The following is a 13,438-nucleotide window of genomic DNA, read 5'->3' as shown; positions in this document are numbered from 1 at the left end:
TCATTCATGCTTTTTCTCCCTGTTTAACAACTTGCATCGCCATCTCTGCCAACGGGCCCACCATCGCGCCCATCGAACCGGCCTGGTCACTGGAAGCGTTGCCATCCATGCCACGTTTAACCACGCCCTGTAAAATAGCTGCCAGCCGGAAAAAACTGAAAGCCAGATAAAACGGCCAGTTATCGATACCGGCAATGCCTCGTCGCTGGCAATAGCTGCGGATATACGTCTGCTCATCAGGAATACCCAGCGCGGTACGATCCAGTCCGCCTAATCCGGGAGCCTGAGGCAAATTTGCCGGCAACCGTAATTGCATACACTGATAGGCTAAATCAGCAAACGGATGGCCCAGAGTCGATAGTTCCCAATCAAGTACAGCAATCACGGTGTCGGGCGAGGCCCCCGGGTTAAACATCATGTTATCAAGCCGGAAGTCGCCGTGTACCAGTGCGACCTGCCCGTCATCTGCCGGCATATTCTGGTTAAGATAATCTATCAGGCTTTCCATCGCTCTGATGTGCTGTGTTTCCGAAGCCCGGTATTGCTGCGTCCAGCGTTCTGACTGCCGGGCAAAGTAATTGCCTGGTTTGCCGTAATGCTGTAAGCCGGCCTGTTCAATATTCACATTATGCAGGCTGGCCAGCGTATGATTCATCGCATCATACATGGTGCTTCGCACCGCCGGACTGTCAATTTCCGGCAGCGCCGCTTTCCAGTAAATTCGCCCCGGCATAAACTCCATAATAAAAAAAAGTCCGCCCAGCACTTCCTGATTGTTACACAGATGCTCCATACGCGGAACCGGCACGTCCGTGCTCTGTAATGCCTGCATAACGGTAAATTCCCGGTCAACAGCGTGGGCAGATTTCAGCAGTTTACCCGGCGGCTGCCGACGAAGAACAAATTGACCTGCGGTGGTTTTCAGCAAAAAAGTGGGGTTAGACTGACCGCCGGAAAATTTCTCATAGCTTTGAATCTGCCCCACCTGTGGGGCAGCCGTGGCCAGGTAGTCATTCAAACGCTGATAATCAAGTTGGTCTACCTTCATCATTATCCTTTAACCTGTTGCTCTATCAGTCGCTTACCTAGCTGCATCATATGTACCTGATCAGGACCGTCGGCCAGTCGTACTGTTCGTGCGTAGGCATACATAGCTGCCAGTGGCGTATCCTGACTGGTACCTTGAGCGCCGTGCATCTGAATGGCTTCATCAATGACCTTGCAGGCCATTTTCGGAGCTACAATTTTGATGGCTGCAATAATATCTTTAGCCACTTTATTACCATACCGGTCCATCTGATCTGCAGCTTTGAGTGTCAGCAACCGGGCTTGCTCAATATCACAGTGCATGCTGGCGATTGACTCTCTGACTGACTGCTGCTTGGCCAGTGGCTGACCAAAAGCCACTCGCTCACTGACTCTGGCACAGGCAAGATCCAGTGCACGCTGCGCACATCCAATTAAACGCATACAGTGGTGGATTCGGCCTGGGCCCAAACGTCCCTGCGCCACTTCAAAGCCACGCCCGGGGCCTAAAATCATATTGCTGGCCGGCACCCGCACATCTTCAAACAGCACTTCAGCATGGCCCACCGGCTCGTCCAGATAACCCATCGCCCCCATTGGCCTGATAACTTTAACTCCCGGGGTATCCATGGGCACCAGAATCTGCGACTGCTGCACATGGCGTGGTGCATCCGGGTCGGTTTTGCCCATCACGATCAGAATTTTACAGTTTTCATTCATGGCGCCGCTGGTGTACCACTTACGTCCGTTGATCACATAGTCGTCACCATCTGCAACAATCGCTGTCTCAATGTTGGTAGCATCACTGGAAGCTACCGCCGGCTCGGTCATGGCAAACCCCGACCGTATCTCGCCAGCCAGCAATGGCTCAAGCCAGGTATCGCGCTGTTCTTGCGTACCATACTTCGCCAGTACTTCCATGTTGCCCGTGTCCGGTGCGCTGCAATTGAAAATTTCGGCAGAAAATGGCACCCGCCCCATAATTTCACACAGCGGTGCATATTCAAGGTTGGACAGCCCAGCGCCATATGGCAGGTATTCTTTATCTAAAAATAAATTCCATAAGCCTGCTTTTTTCGCTTTTTGTTTCAGCGTTTGCATAATTTCAGGCGTTTTCCAGCGCGTTTCCGGCGTGCTGAATAACGTGTGATATTCATGTTCAATCGGATAAACATGCTCCTGCATAAATGCCGTTAGCTGTGCAGCCAGTTTTGTCGTTGTATCGTTGTGCTCAAAATGCATCTTATTCTCCTTGGCTCACGCGTAAGTGATGTGTTCTGCCCGCTCCCGGGAAGATAAATGGGGTAAATAATTAAAGCTGTGCAGGGACCAGTTATTATTGGCGCTGCAAATCAGACGGGTGATGCTGGTATTTTGGATCTGCAGGTTCAGTTTGATAATTGACTCGGCTGACAGTCCCAATGTCAGCCCCACCGCACAGGCAATCACACCACCGGAGGTCGAGATCAGCACCTTGCGGTTATTGTCGGTGAGGCAATGATTCAGGCCATTTCTGACCCGTTGGATAAAATGGGGCCAGCTCTCGGCATCATGAGGCACATCCAGTTCGCCCTGAGACCAGGCCTGCATGCTTTTACGCAGTGTTTTAAACCAGAAACGAGGGGTGGGTTCCGCCACATTATGCTCAGGGTTCTGTTGTAAAAACGCCTGAATCACGCGGGTAAAATCAAACTCATCAAATTCTGTCATCTGAATTCGCCGGGCCGGTGTTATACCTGCACTGAGATACTCAAGCGTGTGTCGCTGGCGCTCCAGCGTGCCACTGTAGATGGCATCAAACTCCACCGACTGCTGCGCGATCCATTCGCCCAGCCAGCGCGCCTGCTGCTGACCCAGTTCACTAAGCACATCGTAATTGTCCTGCCCGAAAGAGGCCTGCCCGTGCCTTACCAGATATATTTCTGTCATAACAACCTGCGTTTATTTATTTTTCTTCATAGTAGAAAAACCCTTCAGGTTTGTTTAATTACTATTGTGAATATGGCCTTATTCACCACCCTTATCAGCCACATCGGATTCATTCATACAAATGTAATAGATCTTTTTTTGCACTGTTAAAACCTGACCAGTTTGTTATAACTATGCTCATAAGAAACACCACTGCCTGACACATCACAACAATAAACGGTTAAGGGAACAACCTATGACAGCGCCTACCCGTACTCTCACCACGCTTACCTTTACAGCTTTAAGTATCAGCTCAGCACTGGCCGACACGCTCCCCGGACAGCTTGAGACCATAGAAGTCACCGCACAAAAACGCACGCAGAATCTACAACAAGTGCCCGTGGCTGTTTCGGTGATCAATGGAGAGGCCCTGCATCAAAGTGTTTCGCTGGACATATACGATATTCAGGGCTATATCCCGACATTTAATGCATTCCAAAGTCAGAGTGCGACCAACTCCGGTTTTGCTATTCGCGGCATTGGCACTTCAACCCAGAATTTTGGTTTTGAACCCTCTGTGGGTTTGTATGTTGACGGTGTTTATCGCTCTCGCCAGAACGCTGTAATCAATGATTTGGTGGATATTGACACCATTGAAGTACTGCGTGGGCCGCAAGGGACCCTGTTTGGTAAAAATACCCCTGCCGGCGCTGTGACCTTTAATACCAAAGCCCCGACTTTTGAAAATGGAGATGGCTTTGTAACTGCCACGCTAGGCAGTGATAACTTACGCCGCGTTACCGGGGCCACGTCGCTGGTGGCAATAGAGGATACTCTGGCATTTCGTGTAGCCGGGTTTAACACCGACCGGGACGGCTGGATAACCGAGGCCAACAGCGGACAGGATATCAACAATCGGGACCGATTCGGGGTGCGCGCCCAGGCGCTGTACACGCCGACTGATGCAATAAAAATCCGGCTGATAGCGGACTGGGCTGAGCTGGATGAAGTGTGTTGTGGCGCACTGACCTGGCAGGATAATTTACAGGCCAACCAGATCCCGGAAAAATCAGGCACCGATGCGCTGCTGGCCAGTCCGTTATTTGACGCCACCGTTTACACTCAGGATTCATTTTATGACTACACCACCGCACTGAGCCAGTTACCGGCGTCCAGTATGCAGGACCGGGGGCTGTCGCTGCAGGCAGACTGGCAACTGAATGCACACTGGACACTGACCAGTATTACCGCATGGCGTGATTTTGACAGTTTGGATGATACCGACTCTGATTTTACGGATGCCGATTTACTGACTGCCAGAAACGATGCCAGACAACAGGCTTTCTCGCAGGAAGTGCGAATGACCTATGATAGTGACTCACTTAGCGTAATAGCCGGTGCTTACTGGTTTTCACAAAATCTGGATCTTGATTACACCATTACCACCCATGAAGATTTTCCGCTGTTTTTCAGCGCTTCTGCGCCTCAGTTAAATCCACTCATCGACGGTCTTAATGGGCTCAGTGCCGCCACAGGCGGGCTGATAGCTCCGGCTGCACCGGCCACACCGGTGTCTACCGCCTTTTACCATAATGCTTATCAGGAGCAGGACAGCTATGCTCTGTTTATCCAGTCAGACTGGCATCTGGCAACGTCATGGACGCTAACCACGGGGCTGCGTTATACCGTGGAAGAAAAAAGCTTGCGGGGTCGGTATACCGAAACCGGCCCCGGTATTGACGGGTTACCTTTAACGCCCGCTCTGCAGCCTGACCCCGTGGCCGCCGGTAACGCTCTTGCGATAGTTGGCCAGGCTCTGGCCGCCGGCGGTCTGCCAGAGGCAGCGCAGCTTGCACCGCTGGCGGCGTTCCAGCAACCTGGTTGGGGATATTTTTTATTAAATACTGCCGCTATAGCGCCGCGTCCGGCCCTGGACGAAAGCATTGATGACAACCAGCTTACCGGCGCGGTCAAGCTGAGCTGGCAGCCCAGCGATCATCAGCTTATGTATGCCAGTTACGCTACCGGCTACAAAGCTGGCGGTTTAAATACTGATCGGATTGCTGCCGCCTTTGACCCACGGTTTGAGGCAGAAACCGCCAACAGCTTTGAGGTGGGATTCAAACAGGATTTTCGTCGTTATAACCTGCGCCTCAATCTGGCTGCGCATCTGACCGATATTAAAGATTTTCAGGCCAGTACCTTCACCGGCACCGGGTTTAATCTGCAAAATGCCGGCGATATTGAGACTAAAGGGATCGAAGCAGAGCTGACCTGGTTTGCCACCAGCGATACCCGCCTGTCTCTGAATGTGGCCCGCACCCTGGCCAACTTTGATGAATTTGAGCGCGGCCCGTGCTGGGTAGCCTATACCTGGCATACCGGTATTGATGATCCGGGCCGGGCACAACCCGATGCTCCGTTTTGCTCTCGGGCCGGTGATCGTGTGGGATTCAACCCTGAAAATACCCTGTCGTTACAGGCCAGTCAGTACATCGCACTGGGCAGCCTTGATACACAACTGAGCCTGGACTGGCAGTACACCGGCGATCTTTACATGGACAGTACCAATGATCCTTACAAAAAGTCGTCCAGCTACAGCCTGCTGAACCTGCGCTGGCAATTCAGTTTACCTGAGTTCAACAGTGACATTATTGTGTGGGGCCGTAATGTGCTGGACAAAGAGTACGTTGCCAGAAATGCCTTTGATGTGCCGGTACAAACGGGCAAAATTATGGCTTACCCGGGCCAGCCCGCAAGCTGGGGTATTACTCTGCAGACCTATTTTTAATAACTCGCACCGGAGTATGAATTCGCCCCGGATTTGATCCAGAACAATATTCCTGCTGCAGCGCTTTGCTAGAGTGTAAATAATCAAGACTGTAAGGCAAAGCGCATGCATCCATTACCTCTGGCCGAACGCCGGCTTATCAATAAATACAATGTGAACGGGCCACGTTATACCTCCTACCCTACCGCGCTGCAGTTTCATCAGTATGATGATACTGATTTACTACTTACCCACGCCTTGCTTGAGCCCGACAGTGATTACTCTGTGTATGTGCATATCCCGTTTTGTCAGGACCTGTGCTATTACTGCGGTTGCAATAAACAGGTAAGCCGGCAGCAGGAAAAAGCGGATCGGTATCTCAGTTATCTGGAAAAAGAGCTGCGACTTCGAAACCATCTGACCCGCCATGCAGCGGTACGCCAGATTCACCTGGGAGGTGGCTCGCCAAGCTTTTTAACTGTGGCACAGCACGCCCGGCTTATCACTATGCTGCACGAACATTTTTATATCAGTGCCGATGCCCGGCTGAGCATAGAGCTGGATCCCCGACACGTAGATCGCAGTTACCTGGCCTGGCTGGCCGAACTGGGCTATACCCGTATTTCGCTGGGTGTCCAGGATACCGACGCGCGGGTGCAGCAGGCCATCAACAGGGTGCAAAGTACTCAGCACATTGCCCAGCTGGTGAGTGACGCCCGCGAAGTGGGCATCAGTTCAGTCAATCTGGACCTTATCTACGGGTTACCGCACCAGACACCTGAAACCTTTCGGCGCACTCTGGAAGCTGTGAAGACCATGGCACCGGATCGTATTTCTCTGTTCAGTTATGCTCACCTGCCCCAGCGCTTTGCTGCTCAGCGCAAAATAAAGCAAGACTGGTTACCCCAGGGCGAAGACAAACTGCGCTTGATGGAGCTGGCCGTGGCTGGCCTGACAGACGCCGGCTACCAGATGATTGGTATGGATCATTTCGCCCTGCCCGGCGATGAACTGTGCAACGCCAAACAAGCCGGACGACTGCACCGTAACTTTCAGGGCTACACCACCGATGGCAATCTGAAAATTCTGGGACTGGGTGTCTCGTCTATCAGCGCCACAGAAACCGTATACAGCCAGAATCCCCGTCAGCTTAATGCGTATTATCACCGGCTGGACAGCCATACCGGGCTGACCGAGCAGGGGATAGTATTAAGCGCAGATGATCAGTACCGGCGCAGCCTGATAAATCAGTTAATGTGCAATTTTGAGGTAAGCTACGACGCCTTTTATACCCGGCATCACATTCATATACCGCACTATTTTGCTCACGAACTACAACAACTTGAGACATTAGCGGATGATGGCCTGGTAGTGGTGGATAGCGCCGGGATCCGGGTAACCGGGGCTGGCAAAATGCTCATCCGGGTAATTTGCAGCATGTTTGATGCGTATCTGGCACAACAGCATAAGTATCAGCGTTATTCGCGGGTCATTTAGCTATTCAAGGCCAAACCGGGCGGTGACTGACTCGCCGACCTGCAAGGCAAGCCGGGCTGCAGCAAACTCACTGATGAGGGCGTACAGGCGAGTCTGGTTACGTTGCAGGCTCACCAGCACCTGGCCATGCTCTGGCGGATGTACCTGCCTCACCTCACAGTGAAACGCATTTTCGGTACTGACATCACAAGTGGTCTGCCGGTCAACCGACACACTGGCAGCAGCGACTGACATATGCACACGATCACCGGTGATAACCGGTGATGTGGCAAATAACTGCTGGCCCTCGCAATCAAACGACACATAGTGATAGGTTTTATTAACCTGCGGCTGGGAGCCTGAAATCACCGAAAACTGTACGCTGGCACTGACCGGATGATTCTGGTAAATCTTCGGCAATACTTCCTGCGGCTTGCCCTGGTGCACCAGCCGCCCGGCTTCCATATACAGCAAATTATGACAGTACAGGGCAAGGTCCTGCAGGTCGTGGCTGACCAACAATACCGGCAAACCGTTATCTGCCAGCTTACGCAAAAAGGCCAGGATATGATGACGGGTGTGGTTGTCCAGCGCGCTAACCGGTTCGTCGAGCAGCAGGATCTTCGGGGAATTTAAAATCGCTCTGGCTATGGCGACCCGCTGCGCTTCGCCCCCCGACAGGGACGCCGGCATACGAGACAACAAATGGTTGCAGCGACAGCCCAGTACCACCTCATCAAACCAGAATGTCTGCCCCTTGGCAAAATCAGCGGCCAACAACAGGTTCTGCCCAACACTCAGATGCGGAAAAAGCAGCGCTTCCTGAAACACCAGGCCAACCCGCTTACGGGTAAATAACTTACCCTGCCAGTCGCCACTGACCTGCGCATGTCGCTCAAGCCCGGCCAAACAACGCAATAGACTGCTTTTACCAGCACCGGATGGTCCGGTCAGCCCGACCATAGTATTGACCGAACGCTGGGTGACGCTGACATCCAGCTCAAAGCCGGCGTGACGACGAAAATTTACCGAAAATTCCATTGCCGGCCTCCGCCACGGTTAAAGCGATATAAAATAGTCAGCAGCACCATTGAAAACACCAGTAAACCCAGCGCCAGCCAATGTGCATTGGCATAGTCCCCAGCCTCAACATGGTTGTACAGGGCAATTGACACCACCTGGGTCTCAGCCGGAATATTTCCGCCAATCATCAGCACCACTCCGAACTCCCCCACCGTATGGGCAAAACTTAGCCCCAGCGCCACGATAATATGAGACTGGCACAGCGGCAGAACAATGCGCCGGAACCGAGAATAACGATTCATTCCCATTGTTTTAGCCACATCCAGATAGCGCTTATCAAGCTGGGTAAAGCCGGTATACAAAGGCTGCACCGCAAAGGGTAATGAATAAATAACCGAGCCTATGACCAGACCGCTGAACGAAAAAGCCAGTTGTGACCCGGTTACCGACTGCCACAGTCCCCCCACCAGACTGTTGGGGGCAAAGGCAATCAACAGATAGAAACCCAGTACCGTGGGCGGAAGTACTAAAGGTAAGGCAATCAAGGATAACAATACCGGCTTTAGCTTGTGCTCCCAGCGCGCCAGCCACCAGGCCAGCGGCGTGGCAATCAACAATAAAATTAAACTAGACAGAGCCGCCAGCTCCAGGGTTAGCCAGATGGCCGCCATATCATCATTTTGCATGGCTGTCCCCGTCAGTTGCAGTAACTTCATAACGGGTATAGCCCCATTGCGGCAGCTGTTTCTGAATCCGGTCAGACATTAAAAAGTGCACAAACTTTCGGGCAGTTGCAGGCTGGGATGATGAATCAGGCACCACCACTTTTTGTAAAATTGGCGCATGCAGCGAGGCCGGAATCAGCCAGCCTGACTGGTCGCTATCTTTGACCAGCGAGGCAGCAACAATGGCGTGAGGAACATTGCCGGATGTATAAAACTGATAGGTTTGCAGAATGTTTTTGCCCATGACCAGCTGGGGGCGCACCGCATCCCACATATCCATGTGTTGTAACACCTGCTTTGCAGCATCACCGTAGGGAGCCAGTCGGGGGTTGGCAATCGCCAGCCGCTGTCCTTTTCGCAGCGCTGCCGACAAATCGTTTTGCCCGTTGGGTGGGTGTCCTGCATTAATGTAAATCAGCCGGCCCTGAGCATAGACAAATAATGTACTGGCTGCTGCCAGTCCCTCGTCCACCAGCTTTTGTGGCCGCGTAGCATCCGCTGATAAAAACACATCGAAGGGCGCACCATGGGTGATCTGCGCATAAAGCGTACCGCTGGAGGCCACTGATACTTGTGTTTTGTGCCCGGTACGGGCGCTGAATGCCTGAGCGATATATCTGGCCGGTTCGGCAAAGTTAGCCGCCACAGCAATACGAAGCGGCGCTTCTGCCGCCCGGGTGTGCGAGCAGAAGCTTATCAAGACACCCATCAAAAATAAGCCCCAAAAAAGCGAACCATATCGCCAGGAAAATAAACTGCGCATCCGTGTCATGTATACACCTTACTACTCTTTTTTATTACTCAGCCAGGCCAATGCAGCGGCATCATCCGATGCTTTGGGAGCAACCCAGTGACCCTGCTCACCAACAAATTCCTTTTTCCACAGTGGAACAGACTGCTTTAGCATATCCATGATGTACATAGCGCCCTCAAACGCTGCCCGTCGGTGCAACGCAGCGCAGCCTACCCAGACTATCTGTTCGTCATTGTGCAACCGGCCCACCCGGTGCACGGCAGCTGCATCAGTCAGCTCAAATTGCGTTATGGCTCCGGTGACCAGCGATGATAGCGCTTTTTCTGTCATGCCGGGATAATGTTCAAGCGACAAACCATTGATTTTTCCGTGAGGGTTGTGGTCGCGCACCAGGCCGGTAAAGGTCACAATTGCACCGGCATCCCGGCTTGACCGGCGGAGCTGCTGATATAATTCGGCCTGACAAAAATCCGCTTCCTGAATAGCGATAAACATATCAGCCTCCGGTCACCGGTGGAAAAAAGGCCACTTCATCGCCTTTGTGCAAAACCTGAGAGCGGTCGCATAATGTCTGGTTAACCGCAACCAGAACCTGACCGGACAGCGCTTCTGCCCACAGCTCATTGTCAGCGCTCAGCTGACTAATAAGTTCGTCAACATTTATCGGATTAGTAAAGACAACCTGATGCTCCGCCTGGCCGGTCAACTCACGTATCTGGGCAAAAGTTTTTACTGTAATCATACTGCATCCCTGTGCCAGTCACCGGTTTTACCACCCTGTTTGTTAAGCACACAAACCTGCTCAATGCGCATGGCAGGATCCAAGGCTTTACACATGTCAAACAAGGTAAGCAGCGCAATGTTTACGCCTGTGAGCGCTTCCATTTCTACGCCGGTTTTACCGTCTAGCTTACAAAAGCACTGCACGGCAATCCGGTTTTGCTCAGGCTCAAGCGCAAAAGAAATGTCGACTTTGCTCAGTGCCAGCGGATGACACAAGGGAATGAGATCCGCACAACGCTTGGCACCCTGAATTCCGGCCACCCGGGCCACCGCAAAGACATCCCCCTTCGCAATGCGCGCCTCGCTGATGCCCTGTATCACCGCATCATTTGCGTACAGATACCCCTGCGCGATGGCAGAACGGGTGGTAATTTGCTTTGCCGAGACATCCACCATGTTTGCTTCGCCGGCCTGATTAAGATGACTGAATCCTGCCATTACATGGTGCCTGTCAGATGACCAACAAAATTACATGGTTTAAAGCTGGCATCGAGCTGGCTTTGAATAATCCGGGTCCAGCCGGTCTTACAGGCGCCGGTTGAGCCGGGCAAACAAAAAATAACCGTGCGGTTTGCAAACCCGGCAATAGCGCGTGATTGAATGGTAGAGGTTCCAATTTCTTCATAACTTAACTGGCGAAAAAGCTCGCCAAAACCATCCACATTTTTATCAAACAGTACGCTTAACGCTTCCGGGGTCGAATCGCGACCGGTAAACCCGGTTCCACCGGTTGAAATCACTGCGTGAATATCATCCCTTGCAATCCAGTCCGAAACTACCGCTCGTTGTTTGTAAATATCGTCTTTGACCAGTGCCCGGTCTTGCAGCGTGTGACCCGCCTGAGTGATAGCGTCGGCCAGGTAGTTACCGGATGTATCAGTATCTGGCGTGCGGGTATCAGAGACAGTAAGAATAGCGATATTTAACGAGGTTACAGATTGAGTCATTATATTTCCTGACAGACAGCAGTATTTAACACTTTCATATATGCTATCGTACACTAATCCCATAGGGATAAAACACAGGTTTCCCCGTAAAGCAGATAATTCATGACCAAAACGCTGACAACTGAACAGGCCATGCGCTATAACCGCCAGATTGTACTGCCACAAATTGATCTGGAAGGTCAGGAGGCGCTGTTAAATGCCAGTGTGCTTGTTATCGGTGTGGGCGGACTGGGCTGTAATGCTGCCCAGTCTCTGGCAGCAATGGGGGTTGGCAGGCTTACCTTGGTGGATGATGATACTGTTTCGGTGACTAATCTGCCCCGTCAGATTTTGTTTTGCGAAGAAGACGCCGGCAGTAGCAAGGTGTTGGCAGCCAAACGCGCTTTACACAGAATCAATTCTGACTGTCTCATTACCACCGTGGATTATCGCCCCGCCCTGACAGAGTTAAGTGAAGTTATCCAACAGCATGATATTGTGCTGGACTGCACTGACAATAAAAGCAGCCGGCAGCAAATTAATCAGCTTTGTGCCGAGCATGGCACGCCACTGGTCAGCGGCGCGGCTATCCGGTTTGAAGGTCAGGTGTTTGTCACTACTTTTGCAGCAGACATGCCTTGTTATAACTGTTTGGCAGCTTTATTCGGGGAGATTGACTTGTCTTGTACAGAAGCCGGTATTTTTAGCCCTGTTGTTGCAATAACGGGCTTGCAGCAAGCCTTGCTGACCAGTCAGTTGCTAACCGGATTCGGTGAAACTCCCGTGGGCAAATTACAATTATTCGACGCCCTGACTCACACCTGGCAGCACTTTTCTGTGCCTCGCCTGCCGGGTTGTCAGACTTGTCATCATCACAACACAGCAAAAGAGAGATTATGACCGCGACCGTTACCAAACAGCACATTGTTGTTGCGCAAAATGCTTCAGGTAGGAACATGAATGTACCGGTTTACCGAATCAGCGGGAGCAAACCCGGCCCCACGGTATATATTCAAAGCTCCATTCATGGCGCAGAAGTTCAGGGTAACGTCGTTATTTATCACCTCATTACGCAGTTAAAAGCGCTGGATGTGCAGGGCGAGATCATTTTAGTGCCTAACTGTAATCCGGTCGGCACGAATATTAAGGCGGGCGAGTACACTCTGGGGCGGTTTGACCCGGTGAACGGCACTAACTGGAATCGTGGCTATTTTTACGATCGGGCCCAGGTTGAGTTGTTTGCCCAAACTGTAGCGGCTGAAGATAGCATTGATACGATCAAGGCAAAGTTCAAACGCTTCTGGCGGGCAGCCATAGATGCCAAACTCGACTCGCCCTGGGGGCTGGGGCTGGCACAGCAACTGAATCTGAAGCTGCAGCAGTTGGCGGTACAGGCTGATTTTGTACTGGATTTACATAACGGGCCGGTATCGACCCGCCATATTTATATTCCTGAGTACGCTAAAGAGGTAGCGACGCTTTTCAATATCCCGCACTGTATATTTATTCCCAACGTCTTTGCCGGCGCACTGGATGAAGCCACCTTCTGTCCGTGGTGGACACTTCAGGATTTGCTTTCCCAGCGTTTTGATAAACCGTACCGTTTTGGTGTTGAAGCCATGACTTTGGAAATGGGGAGTCAGGAAGTTATTGAATTTGACGAAGGTCACGATGATGCAAACAGTATACTAAGCTATCTGCAACATCGTCAGGTAATAGATACCACCGACTTTGTGCCACACAAGATGCGCCGTATCGGCGTAAAGCTCAAAGATTATAAAACCCTTTATACCGCGTTTGGGGGCATGGTCGAGTATTGCGCCCGACCAGGCCAGCATATCAGCCAAGGCGATGTGCTGGCGCGGGTGCTCAATATTGATGAGCTGGATACCAGCCACGCGAGCTTTGAAGTCACCGCTCCCTGCGATCTTATCCCCATGCTGCATTTTCCATCAGCATCGGTGCTTAGTGGCACTCAGCTCTATAAAGCGTTCACCCGCTACTGGGATATTACGACTGAGGACGACCAGCCCTAAGGCGGGTCGTC

General features: G+C 51.9%; 14 protein-coding genes. 4 read left to right on the top strand and 10 right to left on the bottom strand.

The features are described 5' to 3' along the window. Positions 1-4: 4 nt before the first annotated feature. The 3 genes from EZV72_RS07780 to EZV72_RS07770 are packed head-to-tail and all read right to left on the bottom strand — an operon-like array spanning position 5 to position 2,955. Entirely contained in the window at positions 5-1,048 is a 1,044-nt protein-coding gene (locus tag EZV72_RS07780; RefSeq protein ID WP_408640843.1) for a phosphotransferase family protein, read from the bottom strand. 2 nt (positions 1,049-1,050) lie between these two features. Continuing rightward, positions 1,051-2,268, bottom strand: coding sequence for an acyl-CoA dehydrogenase family protein (locus tag EZV72_RS07775; RefSeq protein ID WP_137166713.1), 1,218 nt, complete (start codon positions 2,266-2,268; stop codon positions 1,051-1,053). 15 nt (positions 2,269-2,283) lie between these two features. Further along, entirely contained in the window at positions 2,284-2,955 is a 672-nt protein-coding gene (locus tag EZV72_RS07770; protein WP_137166712.1) for a histidine phosphatase family protein, read from the bottom strand. A gap of 235 nt (positions 2,956-3,190) precedes the next feature. Here EZV72_RS07770 and EZV72_RS07765 point away from each other — a divergent pair, with 235 nt between their 5' ends. Both EZV72_RS07765 and hemN read left to right on the top strand, forming a co-directional pair. Further along, positions 3,191-5,725, top strand: a complete 2,535-nt coding sequence (locus tag EZV72_RS07765) for a TonB-dependent receptor (protein ID WP_137166711.1) — start codon at positions 3,191-3,193, stop codon at positions 5,723-5,725. A 105-nt stretch (positions 5,726-5,830) separates the two neighbouring features. Next, positions 5,831-7,201 (top strand): oxygen-independent coproporphyrinogen III oxidase, encoded by a 1,371-nt coding sequence (gene hemN, locus EZV72_RS07760; protein ID WP_137166710.1) that lies wholly within the window; start codon positions 5,831-5,833, stop codon positions 7,199-7,201. On the opposite strand, the gene EZV72_RS07755 is transcribed toward hemN, so the two are convergent. From EZV72_RS07755 to moaB, 7 genes are read right to left on the bottom strand one after another with little or no spacing between them, the layout of a single operon-like run. Continuing rightward, on the bottom strand, positions 7,202-8,221 hold the full coding sequence (locus EZV72_RS07755) for an ATP-binding cassette domain-containing protein (RefSeq protein ID WP_137166709.1): 1,020 nt from the start codon (positions 8,219-8,221) through the stop codon (positions 7,202-7,204). Beyond that, entirely contained in the window at positions 8,206-8,889 is a 684-nt protein-coding gene (gene modB, locus EZV72_RS07750; RefSeq protein ID WP_137166708.1) for a molybdate ABC transporter permease subunit, read from the bottom strand. The genes EZV72_RS07755 and modB overlap by 16 nt, the downstream gene beginning before the upstream one ends. Next, on the bottom strand, positions 8,879-9,700 hold the full coding sequence (modA, locus tag EZV72_RS07745) for a molybdate ABC transporter substrate-binding protein (RefSeq protein ID WP_137166707.1): 822 nt from the start codon (positions 9,698-9,700) through the stop codon (positions 8,879-8,881). The genes modB and modA overlap by 11 nt, the downstream gene beginning before the upstream one ends. Positions 9,701-9,712: 12 nt before the next feature. Then, positions 9,713-10,177: a molybdenum cofactor biosynthesis protein MoaE gene (locus tag EZV72_RS07740; RefSeq protein WP_137166706.1), complete on the bottom strand. Its 465-nt coding sequence runs from the start codon at positions 10,175-10,177 to the stop codon at positions 9,713-9,715. A 1-nt stretch (position 10,178) separates the two neighbouring features. After that, a complete protein-coding gene (locus EZV72_RS07735) occupies positions 10,179-10,424 on the bottom strand; it encodes a MoaD/ThiS family protein (RefSeq protein WP_137166705.1) in 246 nt (81 codons plus the stop codon). Further along, positions 10,421-10,903, bottom strand: a complete 483-nt coding sequence (gene moaC, locus EZV72_RS07730) for a cyclic pyranopterin monophosphate synthase MoaC (protein WP_137166704.1) — start codon at positions 10,901-10,903, stop codon at positions 10,421-10,423. The genes EZV72_RS07735 and moaC overlap by 4 nt, the downstream gene beginning before the upstream one ends. After that, on the bottom strand, positions 10,903-11,412 hold the full coding sequence (gene moaB, locus EZV72_RS07725) for a molybdenum cofactor biosynthesis protein B (protein WP_137166703.1): 510 nt from the start codon (positions 11,410-11,412) through the stop codon (positions 10,903-10,905). Before moaB ends, moaC begins: the two co-directional genes overlap by 1 nt. Positions 11,413-11,514: 102 nt before the next feature. Between moaB and EZV72_RS07720 the strand changes: the two genes are divergently transcribed. After that, positions 11,515-12,291, top strand: coding sequence for a HesA/MoeB/ThiF family protein (locus tag EZV72_RS07720; protein ID WP_137166702.1), 777 nt, complete (start codon positions 11,515-11,517; stop codon positions 12,289-12,291). Next, a complete protein-coding gene (locus EZV72_RS07715; protein ID WP_137166701.1) occupies positions 12,288-13,427 on the top strand; it encodes a M14 family metallopeptidase in 1,140 nt (379 codons plus the stop codon). The genes EZV72_RS07720 and EZV72_RS07715 overlap by 4 nt, the downstream gene beginning before the upstream one ends. Positions 13,428-13,438: the final 11 nt, after the last annotated feature.

The sequence above is a fragment of the Salinimonas lutimaris genome (assembly GCF_005222225.1).
Taxonomy (GTDB): domain Bacteria; phylum Pseudomonadota; class Gammaproteobacteria; order Enterobacterales; family Alteromonadaceae; genus Alteromonas; species Alteromonas lutimaris.
This window is presented reverse-complemented; position numbering and strand designations above follow the sequence as displayed.

Excerpts from the sequence above, each read along its gene's own strand:
- EZV72_RS07780 (WP_408640843.1), bottom strand. The coding sequence starts at position 1,048 with ATGAAGGTAGACCAACTTGATTATCAGCGTTTGAATGACTACCTGGCC.
- EZV72_RS07775 (WP_137166713.1), bottom strand. The coding sequence starts at position 2,268 with ATGCATTTTGAGCACAACGATACAACGACAAAACTGGCTGCACAGCTA.
- EZV72_RS07770 (WP_137166712.1), bottom strand. The coding sequence starts at position 2,955 with ATGACAGAAATATATCTGGTAAGGCACGGGCAGGCCTCTTTCGGGCAG.
- EZV72_RS07765 (WP_137166711.1), top strand. The coding sequence starts at position 3,191 with ATGACAGCGCCTACCCGTACTCTCACCACGCTTACCTTTACAGCTTTA.
- hemN (WP_137166710.1), top strand. The coding sequence starts at position 5,831 with ATGCATCCATTACCTCTGGCCGAACGCCGGCTTATCAATAAATACAAT.
- EZV72_RS07755 (WP_137166709.1), bottom strand. The coding sequence starts at position 8,221 with ATGGAATTTTCGGTAAATTTTCGTCGTCACGCCGGCTTTGAGCTGGAT.
- modB (WP_137166708.1), bottom strand. The coding sequence starts at position 8,889 with ATGCAAAATGATGATATGGCGGCCATCTGGCTAACCCTGGAGCTGGCG.
- modA (WP_137166707.1), bottom strand. The coding sequence starts at position 9,700 with ATGACACGGATGCGCAGTTTATTTTCCTGGCGATATGGTTCGCTTTTT.
- EZV72_RS07740 (WP_137166706.1), bottom strand. The coding sequence starts at position 10,177 with ATGTTTATCGCTATTCAGGAAGCGGATTTTTGTCAGGCCGAATTATAT.
- EZV72_RS07735 (WP_137166705.1), bottom strand. The coding sequence starts at position 10,424 with ATGATTACAGTAAAAACTTTTGCCCAGATACGTGAGTTGACCGGCCAG.
- moaC (WP_137166704.1), bottom strand. The coding sequence starts at position 10,903 with ATGGCAGGATTCAGTCATCTTAATCAGGCCGGCGAAGCAAACATGGTG.
- moaB (WP_137166703.1), bottom strand. The coding sequence starts at position 11,412 with ATGACTCAATCTGTAACCTCGTTAAATATCGCTATTCTTACTGTCTCT.
- EZV72_RS07720 (WP_137166702.1), top strand. The coding sequence starts at position 11,515 with ATGACCAAAACGCTGACAACTGAACAGGCCATGCGCTATAACCGCCAG.
- EZV72_RS07715 (WP_137166701.1), top strand. The coding sequence starts at position 12,288 with ATGACCGCGACCGTTACCAAACAGCACATTGTTGTTGCGCAAAATGCT.